The sequence below is a fragment of the Flavobacterium undicola genome (genome assembly GCF_009909155.2).
Taxonomy (GTDB): Bacteria; Bacteroidota; Bacteroidia; order Flavobacteriales; family Flavobacteriaceae; genus Flavobacterium; species Flavobacterium undicola.
The window spans coordinates 139,750-152,006 of record NZ_JAAAPM020000001.1; the positions used below are offsets into that span (position 1 = coordinate 139,750).

General features: G+C 36.9%; 12 protein-coding genes. 9 read left to right on the plus strand and 3 right to left on the minus strand.

The annotated features are described in order from the left end of the window. Positions 1-105: 105 nt before the first annotated feature. The 3 genes from GTZ96_RS18455 to GTZ96_RS00515 form a co-directional block, all read right to left on the minus strand. On the minus strand, positions 106-180 hold the full coding sequence (locus GTZ96_RS18455; protein ID WP_394368007.1) for a hypothetical protein: 75 nt from the start codon (positions 178-180) through the stop codon (positions 106-108). A gap of 310 nt (positions 181-490) precedes the next feature. After that, positions 491-1,861, minus strand: coding sequence for an alpha-L-fucosidase (locus tag GTZ96_RS00510; protein WP_207720124.1), 1,371 nt, complete (start codon positions 1,859-1,861; stop codon positions 491-493). 79 nt (positions 1,862-1,940) lie between these two features. Beyond that, positions 1,941-3,587 carry an alpha-L-fucosidase gene (locus GTZ96_RS00515; protein WP_161640420.1) on the minus strand — a complete coding sequence of 549 codons (1,647 nt, stop codon included), beginning with the start codon at positions 3,585-3,587 and terminating at the stop codon, positions 1,941-1,943. 305 nt (positions 3,588-3,892) lie between these two features. Between GTZ96_RS00515 and GTZ96_RS00520 the strand changes: the two genes are divergently transcribed. From GTZ96_RS00520 to GTZ96_RS00560, 9 genes are all read left to right on the plus strand, one after another. Further along, entirely contained in the window at positions 3,893-4,720 is an 828-nt protein-coding gene (locus GTZ96_RS00520) for an AraC family transcriptional regulator (RefSeq protein ID WP_317168870.1), read from the plus strand. Between the two features lie 87 nt (positions 4,721-4,807). Next, on the plus strand, positions 4,808-5,863 hold the full coding sequence (locus GTZ96_RS00525; protein WP_161640422.1) for a sensor histidine kinase: 1,056 nt from the start codon (positions 4,808-4,810) through the stop codon (positions 5,861-5,863). Further along, positions 5,860-6,549, plus strand: coding sequence for a LytR/AlgR family response regulator transcription factor (locus tag GTZ96_RS00530; protein ID WP_161640423.1), 690 nt, complete (start codon positions 5,860-5,862; stop codon positions 6,547-6,549). The genes GTZ96_RS00525 and GTZ96_RS00530 overlap by 4 nt, the downstream gene beginning before the upstream one ends. Positions 6,550-6,711: 162 nt before the next feature. Beyond that, on the plus strand, positions 6,712-8,121 hold the full coding sequence (locus tag GTZ96_RS00535) for a DUF3500 domain-containing protein (RefSeq protein ID WP_161640424.1): 1,410 nt from the start codon (positions 6,712-6,714) through the stop codon (positions 8,119-8,121). Positions 8,122-8,216: 95 nt separating this feature from the next. Continuing rightward, on the plus strand, positions 8,217-9,509 hold the full coding sequence (locus GTZ96_RS00540; protein ID WP_161640425.1) for a HupE/UreJ family protein: 1,293 nt from the start codon (positions 8,217-8,219) through the stop codon (positions 9,507-9,509). Between the two features lie 12 nt (positions 9,510-9,521). After that, positions 9,522-10,274 carry a dioxygenase family protein gene (locus GTZ96_RS00545; RefSeq protein ID WP_161640426.1) on the plus strand — a complete coding sequence of 251 codons (753 nt, stop codon included), beginning with the start codon at positions 9,522-9,524 and terminating at the stop codon, positions 10,272-10,274. A gap of 16 nt (positions 10,275-10,290) precedes the next feature. Continuing rightward, positions 10,291-10,959 (plus strand): pirin family protein, encoded by a 669-nt coding sequence (locus GTZ96_RS00550; RefSeq protein ID WP_161640427.1) that lies wholly within the window; start codon positions 10,291-10,293, stop codon positions 10,957-10,959. Next, positions 10,956-11,459 carry a hypothetical protein gene (locus GTZ96_RS00555; RefSeq protein ID WP_161640428.1) on the plus strand — a complete coding sequence of 168 codons (504 nt, stop codon included), beginning with the start codon at positions 10,956-10,958 and terminating at the stop codon, positions 11,457-11,459. The genes GTZ96_RS00550 and GTZ96_RS00555 overlap by 4 nt, the downstream gene beginning before the upstream one ends. A gap of 345 nt (positions 11,460-11,804) precedes the next feature. Beyond that, positions 11,805-12,248 carry a hypothetical protein gene (locus GTZ96_RS00560; protein ID WP_161640429.1) on the plus strand — a complete coding sequence of 148 codons (444 nt, stop codon included), beginning with the start codon at positions 11,805-11,807 and terminating at the stop codon, positions 12,246-12,248. Positions 12,249-12,257: the final 9 nt, after the last annotated feature.

Genomic DNA, 12,257 nt, shown 5'->3' on the forward strand with positions numbered 1-12,257 from the left:
CAATACTATTTCCATTGTATTTTACCGAAATATTTGTTTCTCCGTTTTCGACACCAATACCATTTGATTCGTCAACCCAAACAACATTAAACACACGTTTTTTAATTAATCCAAAACTCCACCTTTTCGTTTTCCAAGTGTAAGCGTTTGCTTTTGTTCGTTCCATTCAAAAGGTATCACGGAAAAAGCTCCTTTCTCATAGTTGTAATACCATTTAGAAATATAAAATAATCCAATTTCCCAACTCCCTCTCCTTTGCTTCGCCAGTTCGCTGTCGCTCGTGTGGAGAGTCCCGTCCCGACGCTTCGGGATCGGGAGGGGTGAGGTAAACAAAAAACTGTTTTATATTTCTAAATGGTATAATTTACTCTTTCATCCTTATAAAGCTTAAACTTGCCATTAGAACCTGTATATACTCTAATCTCAAGGGGTTCAGCAGGTTTTCTTTTGTATACTGGATTTTACATCTAAAGGAATGTTCGGGGGCAGCCTAGCTGCCTTTTGTTTTTAACACCAAGGTGGTTACCAATGAATCTAATTGTACTGTAGCCAGATTAAGGGTGATACCTGTCGTATCCTGATGGAATTTAACTTTTTTACCATGTAGAACCATACATGCTGTAATAATCAGCTTGGTTGGCGGTAATTTAATAACGGTAGCTCCTGCCGGAATTTTCAGCAGGTGGATATATATTTTATTACCCCTGTGCGTAGTTCCATAAAAATTATCAACAGGTTGAAAAGGCCCGGGACGCGTTTGATATATACTTTCGCCATTTTTCGCTAACCACTTCCCGACTTCTTTCAGGCGCTCCACATGAGTAGAAGGAATGACACCATCCGGGTCTGGCCCGACATTTAATAACATATTCCCTCCGCGGTCAACGGTATTGACAAGCATATCTATAATTCGTTTCAAGGACATCAATTGCTGAGTTTTACTATATCCCCAGCTTGTTGAATTAAGGTTCAGGCATTTTTCCCACGAAAAGGGAATAATAGGCCCCTTAACATCTCCGCTACCTTCGTCGGTCTGGAAATCTCCAACCATTCCTGACCTTGGATTAATGACCACATCTGGGTTATAGCTACGCACCATCGCATTAAGTTTTAATGGTTCCCAGAACCAAGCTGCATCAGCATCAGTACCCTTATGCGCTAACCAGCCGCCATCGTACCACAAAATATCTATTTTGCCATAATTTTTCATTAGCTCTTCTACCTGCCCATAAGTTTGTTTCTTTAAAAGTGCAGCATTTTCCGGAAGCCCCTTCGGGTCAAAATAACCGGGAAAGCGCCAATCCAATGGGGAGTAATAAATACCTGTGTATAAACCGGATTTACGGCATGCATCGGTGTATTCCTTTATAAAATCGCGGTGAGCGGCAGTTTCCCAGCTATCGAAATGCCTATAACTTGACGGGCTGTTCCAAAGTGCAAAACCATCATGGTGCCTGGCAACCATTACCATATATTTCATTCCGGCTTCTTTCGCTACCTTGACCCATTCCGCAGCACTGAAATGCTTCGGTTTAAACTGATCAGCTAGTTTGGCATATTCCTCGGCCGGTATCTTTTGGTTAAACATTGTCCATTCGCCTGTTGCCGGGATTGCATATAAGCCCCAATGTATGAACATTCCAAATTTCTGATCTTCCCACCATTGCATCTTTTCGGGCGGAAGATTGGAACCCGGACCCGATACGCCTTGCCCTACACCCTTTAATGTAGGGTAGACCTTTCCTTTCTCCATTGATTTTCTTTCTGCGTCACCCATCTGCTGGCTCATTGCTGCAAAAGAATGGCTCAGGAAAATTAATACAAGTCCGGTTGCCGTAATTTTTATTTTTCGTTTGAACATACTTACTTATTTAATTTTTGTTTGGTTTTTGTCATTGAAAATTTCATGTTTAAAAAAAACTATCTGAAATCAACTTACACTATGATACAATCTCCAAAGCATTAGCATAAAAAGCTTCCGGTTTTTGATTTGGAAAATATACTTCAAGCGCATTTGAATGCTGTTTGAATTTCAGTTTTTGTCCTGTACTCACTAGTCTAATCTGTCTTATTCTTTCTGTATGATATGGATTAGATTTCCCTAAGTTTTTAATAATTGCAGTACCACTTTCCGGCCAAGCCATTACAGTCGCAAAAAGGGTTTTGTTTTTTTGTACAAAACGAATGTCTTCTGACGTAAAGGGCTTACCTTTTCCTTCATTAAAACCTTGGGCCGTTAAAGCTCCGGCACTTCCTAATTGAGGGCCTTCACCAAATATTTTCCAGGGACGCGTACCATAAATACTTTTGCCGTTTAGTTTCATCCAAACACCAATTTCTTTCACAATTTGACGTTCTAATTCGTCGATACTTCCATCTCCTCTTACCGGAATATTTAGCATTAAATTCCCATTTTTACTTACTGCGTCTATCAAGGTATGAATAACTGTTTTGGCCGATTTGTAACGCTTTTTATCATAAACACCTCGATCATAATGCCAGTTACCCAGACAGGTATCCGTCTGCCATGGCAAAGGCTCTATGTCATTACCTTGTCCTTTTTCGATATCCCAAACTATGGCTTTTTTTTGCTGCTCGTCTAAAATTTTACCCGTAATTACTGCCTGAACAGTTTTGTTTTTTTGAAGACTTTTATTGTACATGTGTGCCGCAATACGCAAGCCTGCATCACTAACAGGCCAAAGCGGTAAGGCGGTATCGTCAAAATAAATCATATCAGGATTGTACTTGTCAATCAAATCAATGGTTCGGTCATGAAAATTTTCCAAGTAGGCTTCTGATGGTTTTGCTACTCCATTACCCCAATTCCATTGGCTGTGTATTGCACCATTATCAGAACTTCTTTCACTCAAAGGATGATTTTGCGCGTACAATTCCTGAGGATCTAAACCTTCCCACCATGTTCCTTTCCCATCGGCTTTAGTTAATTTTCCATCATAAGGAACTCCAGCCAGAGGACCGTTTTTATCAGAACGTTGAGCAGTTTCAAACCAACTCCAGGCATGAGCCGCGTGAACACTCACCGCAAACGGAAGACCAGCTTTACGGGCTGCTTTTTCCCATCCGGCTATGATGTCTTTTTTCGGACCCATTTTAGTCGAATTCCAATTGGGTTGATGCTTGCTATCATACAAATCTAAATTATCATGATGATTGGCCATTGCCATAAAATATTTAGCACCAGAATCCTTATATAAATTCACCAATTCCTCTGGATTCCAGTTGTCGGCTTTCCAAACATTGATTACATCTTTAAAACCAAATTTTGACGGATGACCGTATTTTTCGACATGAAATTTATACTGTCTCGAACCTTCCTCATACATCCCTCGTCCATACCAATCCCCGGCTTCGGGCTCACACTGAGGACCCCAATGTGCCCACATTCCAAACTTTGCATCGCGAAACCAATCAGGCACCTGATATTTCTCAAGCGAATCCCAAGTAGGTTCAAACGGTCCTTTGAAAGCAGGAGTGTTAAGAATATGAGATTGTCCCAATAAAGGAGATAAATAAAGTCCGGCTAGAGCCGACACACCTAGTTTTAAAGCATTTCTTCTGTCCATCTTTTTATGATTTGGATACTAATTTATACATTTCCGATTTTATCGGTTTATTTCGTTTTTCAATTTAATACTAAAATATCGCTTCCAACTTTTTTTATGCTACATATTTTAGGAATAAATTTGATTATTAGTTTTTTTAATCGCTTATTTTGGTATTAATAAAAACAAATGTAGCTTAGCCATCGTATATCTTTTTTATTCAAAACCGATTTTTTATTACTCAAAACCGATTTTTTCATCATTTTAATGTCATTATGTCCAAAAGTACTTTCAAATATTCCTTTTCCCTGTTACATGTTGATTATGTGAAACTTAATCACAACTGGAATTTCAACAATGTTATCAGTCCGTATTACAGACTGTATTACATCGACGAAGGAATGGGATCCATTTCGGACAGCGCAACCAAAATAATTTTAGAACCCGGTTATCTATACCTCATTCCGAGTTTCACCATTTGTAATCTGAATTGTGATACTTATTTGAGTCAGTATTTCATTCAATTTTTCGAAGAATCTCCCGACGGCATCTCTCTGTTTAATAACAACCGAAGCCTGATGAAGTTAGCAGCTACTGAAATTGATATTCTACTCATTAAAAAATTACTTCACTCTAATCCGGGAAGAGGAATTAATCGCTCAAACAATCCGAAAGTATATGAAAAAGAAGCGTATTACAAGGAATACCAGTCCCTTAATAACGAACTCAAACCGCATCTGAAATTTGAAAACCAGGGAATTCTTCTTCAGTTAATTTCCAGATTTTTGAGTTCGACCACTTTCCAATCAAATCATGCCCAGACAACACCTTCCAAAATACTGGATACCATGAGTTATGTGCAACTTCATCTGGACGAAAATCTTACGGTAGCAGAATTAGCCCAAAGAGTGAACCAGAGTCAGGATTATTTTTCGAAACAATTTCTGATCCATACCGGACAAAGACCACTGAATTACATTCATGAAAAAAAGATAGAAAGAGCGCAATATCTTATTGCAACCACCGATAAAACATTTTTAGAAATTGCCATCGATACAGGATTTTCTAATTTGCCTCATTTTTCGAAAATATTCAAGCAAATAGTAAGCCTGACTCCGGGAGAATACCGTCAGCAAAATAGTCAGGTAAAATAACATTCACCGCAATAAAAAGCAATTTGACCTTATTAATTTGAATTCTTAGCATTAGAATCTTAAATTTGAAAAGACTTCGTTTACTTTATGAAAAAAAAGATTCCCTTTTATGCCTGGCACATCTTAGTATGCATCACTTTTATGCTGTTGCCTTATGCTTTTACATCAACAGGGAGCATTTTTAATTTACCCAATTTATCTCATAATGGTCACGACAGAATTTATTTTTTAATCTATTTTCTATTACTGCTTTTCTTTTACTTTAATTATTATTACCTAATCCCAAAATTCTATTTTTCTAATAAAACGACTCCTTATTTTGGAATTATCATTGTATTACTATTCTTCTTTCTTTGGATTTCCAATCATTTTGATAATCCCGAACGCAATTTTTTGGATTTTGGAAAAAGAATGTCATTTCACAACAAAATGCCTCATTCCTTTCCGCCTAACTTTGACAAAAGAGGAGGCCCTCCTACCCAATACAGCCATACTATTTTAGTGTATTTAATTGGCGTCATTTCCAGTTTACTATTTGCCATCAATAATCAATTGCGAAAAGTTGAAAAGGAAAAAATGCAATCGGAATTATCATTTTTAAAAGCCCAAATCAATCCGCATTTTTTGTTTAACACTTTAAACAGCATTTATGCTTTAGCGATAAAAAAATCAGACAAAACAGCCGATGCCGTGGTGCAATTATCGGAATTGATGCGATACATTATTACCAATGCTAATGATGACGTAATTTCCTTAGACAAAGAAATCAATTACATCAATAATTTTGTTGAACTTCAAAAAACACGTTTGGGTAATACGGTAAACATTAATTACAAAGTCGAAGGAAATCAATACGAAAAATGCATTACGCCGCTCATTTTAATTTCTTTTATCGAAAATGCCTTTAAACACGGTGTTAACCCTAATCAAAATTCGGAAATCAAGATCCACATTAACATTGGAGAAAAAATTTTGAGTTTATTTGTTTCCAATAACAAAGTAAAATCCAGTTCGTCCGAAAGTGGCATTGGATTACAAAATACCATAGAAAGATTGACTCATTTGTATCCCAACACACATGATTTGATAATTAATGACAATCCCGAAACCTATAATGTTACACTAAAAATTAAAGTAGCATGATAAAAGCAATTGCATTAGATGATGAGCCATTGGCACTAGAGGTTTTGCAAAGTTTTTGCAATCAACTTGATATGGTCGAATTAGAGAAAACATTCACCAAATCAGATGATGCTTTTAAATATTTAAAGAAATACCCCGTTGATCTACTCTTTTTGGACATCAATATGCCTTCTATTTCGGGAATCGATTTTTACAAAAAACTACCGCACAAAACGATGGTAATTTTCACCACCGCTTATTCAGAATATGCTGTTGAAGGTTTTACATTAAGCGCCACCGATTATATCCTGAAACCTTTTACCTTTTCAAGATTTCAACAGGCTGTAGAAAAAGCACATTCACAATGGAAATTGCAAAATCAAGATCCGGAACAGCAATATCTTTTTATTCGCGCCGATTACAGCCTGATAAAAATTCTCTTTTCTGATATTTTATTTATCGAAGGTTTAGATGATTATCTAAAAATCCACATTCAGAATCAAAAAACAATTGTTGCCCGAATGACTTTAAAATCACTGTTAGAAAAACTCCCTCAAACGGAATTTATCAGGGTGCATCGCTCCTTTATTGTTGCTATTTCAAAAATAGAAAAAGTGCGAAATAAAATCATCTACATCAACGAAGAAGAAATCCCTGTAAGTGCCAGTTATGAAACTGCTTTTTTTGAATTATTGAACCAAAAATAATTATTAAAATATTACAAATTAGCATCATAAACTAATTCCTTTACCGCATAAATACATCCAAACACCTCAAATTTTTCATCGCTAGCCGCCGTTTAGATACTTTTATATTAAATGAACCCAAATCATTTAAAAAAACAGAACCTTATCTTTAAACGAAACCAAATGAAAAACAAGAAATTAATCTTATCGAGCTTATTGATTTTTATTGCACTTATTGTAAGTGCTTGTGGCGGCGATGACGACAATACCACATCAACTAGTTCCGCAACTGTTACTGCACTTACAGCAGGGTCTGCTACTTTTTCTTCAACAGCTACCATCAATGTTGCTTACACAGGAACTGCCACACTTCCTTATACAGGTGGTAATGGGGTTGCCTATTCAGCAGGAACTGCGGTTGCTTCAACTGGAGTTACGGGTTTAACAGCTACATTGGTGGCAGGAACACTTGCAAACGGTGCTGGCAACCTAACGTACACGGTTACAGGAACGCCTACATCCTCAGGGACTGCCAGTTTTGTAATTACATTTGGAGGACAAACCGTAACAATTACTTTGACAGTAAATGCTGCTGCAAACACCAGCTGCAGTTCTGCAACAGGTATTACAAAACTTATTTGTTTGTGCGATGCCTTAAAAGCTTCGCTTACATCAACACAAATTGCATCTCTGCAAATAAGCTATGCTTATGCTTCCATAATAAAATGGTCCAACTTTCCTGACGGCATTTACGGAAACCGGGTGGGGCTAAAACTTAGTGGATTGACTACTGCTCAAAAAACATTAGTATTAGCACTGTTGCAGGAAATATCAGGCAGCACCAGCAATGAGGGTTATGAGGAACTGGTGCAATTACTGGCAGCAGACAACTACCTTGGTGGTAGCGATTATGGCGAAGCATATTATCACATTGCTATTTTGGGTACGCCTGCAAGCACTGGCACTTTCGAAATATATTTTGGTGGTCACCACACACAACTTTCCAATACGTATATCAATGGTTCATTGGTTGGGGCCACGCCTTCTTTCAGAGGCGTAGAGCCATGCACTTACAGCACTTCACTCTCTTTTTCTAAAGCAGTGAATGGCAGCAGTACTGCAACTAATATCATTCCGATGAACCAGGAAGCGACTGCATTCAGTGCGTTGCTTACCGGCCTCAGCACTACCAACCTGGCTACTGCCAAACAAAGCACTACATATAGTGATATAGTTTGCGGACCTCAAGTAGACTGGAGCTTCCCAACTACCAAACTGGGTGTAAAAGGTAGCGCTATGTCTTCAACAGAGCAGGCATTACTGTTGGCGGCAATTAAAACTTACGTAAATGACCTTAACGCCACCGATGCAGCAGCCTTCATTACACTATACACTAATGAGTTAAGTGATACATACGTTGCGTACTCGGGCAGCACAGGCCTTGCCACCAAGTATGACTATATAAGGATAGACGGGCCACACGTATGGATTGAGTACTCCGTAGGAAGCAGCATTGTATTATCCAATCCGACTACCCACCCGCACTCTGTGTGGAGAGACAGATCTACTGATTACGGTGGTACTAAACAATAGTGAGCATCGCAATCAATTAAACATTACTAATTAGTAAAACCGTTCCTTTTATCGGGAGAGGTTTTACTATAATTATAAACTAAATTTTTTCATTTATGAACCGGCATCTTCTTATATTGTTATTCTTGCTTACAGGTTTTGGTGCATTTGCACACCCTATGCCGAACTCTACGGTGAGCCTTTCTGTAATGGAAAACAGTGTGGCGGGCGAGGCTAAAATGTCGCTGTCTGATTTGGAAGCAGCAACGAAGATATCGTTGGATGAGAACCGCAAGGTAAACACCCCATTTTTTATGGATTATTTCCGCCAGCATATAAAAGCGTATAGCGGAAAGAATGTATGGGGAACTTCTATTGACAGCATTTATACGACTACTGAATTTGATACGAACGTAGGAAAGTACCGGGAAGTTGTTGTTTGGTTTAAAATGGTGCCCCCACAGAAAAAAAGCCTTAGAAATTTCGTATTTAACTATGATGCAATTATACACCAGGTTGTAACGCATAGCATACTCGTATTTCTGAAAAACGATTGGAAGAATGGTATCCGTAGCGAAGATGGAGGTAAGCCTTTGGGTACTATCTACACCAATTTTCAAATAGGGGCAGGAAAATATGAACCGCTTGAGGTGAACCTCGAAGATGGAAGTTACTGGACGGGTTTCAAAGGAATGTTTGCCTTAGGAATGGAGCACATCAAGGCAGGAACAGATCATTTATTGTTTTTGCTGGTATTATTATTACCTGCTACACTTACATTAAATGGCAAAAGATGGGGACGTTTTGGTGGTGTTAGATACAGCATTATAAAATTGCTAAAAGTGGTTACCGCTTTTACAATTGGACATTCCATCACGTTGCTGATTGGTGCATTAGGTTGGTTTCATTTGCCTAAGCAGCCTGTTGAGGTTTTGATTGCAGTTTCTATTTTAGTTTCTGCTGTTCACGCCATTCGTCCGTTTTTTGCTGGAAAAGAGATGTATATTGCTGCAGGTTTTGGATTGGTACACGGCTTGGCATTTGCTACCGTTCTTTCGAATCTAAATTTAGATACGAGCACAATGGTTTTGAGTATTTTGGGTTTCAATATTGGAATCGAAGTAATGCAACTTTTTGTGATTATCAGCATCATTCCTTGGATTATTCTTTTGAGTCAAACAGCATTATACAAATGGATTCGTATAGTTTGGGCTATTTTGGCAGGATTAGCCGCTTTGTCTTGGATTATAGAACGATTGTCAGGAAACCCAAATAGGATTACCATTTTAATTCAAAAAATAATTGTTTTTGCCCCTTTGGGAATTTTGGGCTTTGCCTTTTTTACCCTTGTTGTTTTTGCATTACAGTATAAAAAAAGAAGTATGTTAAATCAGTCTCAAGACATTTAAAATTTTAGTATTATGGAAAGAAAAGAGTTTTTAAGAGGATTAGGTTTTGCGGGATTGGGAGCTTTGACTATCCCAGTAATTAAAGCCTGCAGTAAAGATGACGATGTTACTACAGTTGCAGCAACAGATACCACCCAAGCAACAGATACTGGAGGATCAACTTCTACTACTTGCTCAGTTACTTCATCAGAAACTGCTGGGCCGTTCCCTACCAAAACACCTTCGTCATTAGTCACAGCTAATATTGTTAGCGATAGAACTGGAGTTCCTTTCACGATAAACATCACAATCCAAAATAAAAATGCCAGTTGTGCTGCTCTTGCAGGTGCAATCGTTGATATTTGGCATTGTGACAAAGACGGTTATTATTCAGAATACGGAGGAACCGGAATGCAATCGGCCGATTTTACTGCTGTTCATTTTTTAAGAGGAAGACAAACCACTAACACTAACGGACTGGTTAGTTTTACCTCAATTTTCCCGGGATGGTACAGCGGAAGAGCCACACACATTCACGTACACATTTACAATTCGGCTGGAACTTCTTTATTGGTTACCCAAATTGCCTTTCCTGAAGGTTCCGGTAGCGCTGTTGTTTTAGTGAATGCTTCAACTGCAAATGGATACTCCAAAGGCATGAGTGGTTATACCTACAATGCTTCGGACAATGTTTTTTCAGATGGAGTAAGCAGTGAACTATCTACCGTTACAGGAAGTGTTTCAGCGGGATTTGTATTAACCCACAGCATAAACGTAGCAGGCTAATTTGATTCATCACGGCATGATAAAGCAAAATCCAGCTCAAATATATCTGGCAACAGCAAGAGGTCAATGGCAAACTCAGGGCTACAATTGTTGGTCTACTTTTAATTTTGGCAATTATCAGGAAGAATCTAAAAAGGCTTTTGGTTCTCTATTTCTTTTTAATTATCGAATAGTAGCACCAAAACAAACAGTTACAATTGTAACCCAAAAGGATAGTTTGCATTACATTTTACCTCTTTATGGCGGAATTCAATATCAGGTCAAACTAATTGCGACAGAACAAATTCAACAAATTGTTTCCAATAAAGGAACTACATTTGAATTATCGAATCCGTTTGATGAAAATGTGAGCTTTCTACAAATCTCTTTTAACACAAATGCATTCGGATTAGAAAACGACTTAGCGGAGTTTGATTTTGAAAAGAAAAACAAACTCATTTCATTATTCAAAAACAATACTGCCAGTACCTATATAGCTCAATTTGATGGTAGAAAAGAGGCCTATTATCAGCTAAAAAACAAAGAAAACGGCATTTTTGTTTACATAATCAATGGCGCATTCGAATTTGAAAACAGACTTCTTGAAACGGGAGACGCTTTAAGTCTAAAAGAAATAGAAGACGTAGAATGGGAATCTTTATCTGAAAATGCCATGTTGCTACTCATTGAAATACCATTAGTATGAACTATAAATCAAAAATAAGATTAGCCTATCGCTTTGAAATTGACCAAAGTGCTACTTTAACCTGGGACAAATACGTTTTTGAAGATACTTATCAGGAATATTTATTGCAACACCAACAGTTTAATTCGAAAGAAAACCCGAAAAATACTTTCAGAGAATTACTGGCCGAGAATGAAAAGGCTTCACAACTACATTATCTTGTAGGCATTTCCGCCAATAACTATGTACAGCAGCTAAAAGGAAATTGCTACCGCGTAGCCGATGCTTTAGGGAAGAACTTTCTCCCCTTTATAAATTACCAATTAGATATAATAAATACTGACATTACTGATATTTCCAAACACAAAATAGGCATCACTTTTTATTCGCCTTTACTTACTTATTTAGGAATGGTTAACGACCACTTCCTGCTTTCAAAAAATACTGATGACGGTAATGAGTTTGAAACTTTTATGATTGCCGCTCAAAACCAGCTATCCATCTGTTACTTAAAAGAATAGAAAATACTTTTAAAAGCCTTTTTTTCATCTTAAAACGAGATAAAAAAAAGGCTTTTCTTCTCTAATTCATTTACGACTTCAAAGTTTTCTATTACTATTCTCACTATTTATTCAAAAACTCATTTCAAATGTCCTAAAAATGTTTTGTTTTTAAGTCAACTAATCCTACGTCATCTTACTGGTTATATTTAAAAAAACCCGATGTAATACATATTTTATCGGTGTTTTACGTTTTTTTTACAAATTTGTAATTATTTTATTAAAAAACTATTGTTAATAACTTGTGAAAATAAATATTAATTGCATAATTTTGTCTCAAACAAGATTAATATTTAATTCAAAAATATGAAAGCGAAATTTCTTTTTCTAAGTATGTGTTTTTTCACAGTTAGTGTAATTTTTTCTCAAACTAAAAGCACACCAAAAAGTATTATTAGTACAGATGCTACAATAAAAAAGTATCACGTATTAGATGAATTAAAAGACATGCAAAAAGGAGAACTTTTGAATTTATATATTGAACGCATAAAAGTCATTACAAAAACACTACCCTATATTGCTCTGGCAACAAAACCAGGAGTAACAATGAATGATTTAGGAATTCCAAATAATTCTGAAAACAACAAATTATTAGACGGGCAAAGTGAGGAAACAGCTAAATATTTAGAATCGACTATAGAATTTCAAAAGCAGCTATTACCTTATTCTGACAAAGAAAACTTAATAGCTTCTATATTGTTTTATGAAAATACATTAAAATCATTACATGAATTTGAAGACTTAAAATAATTTCTGGAT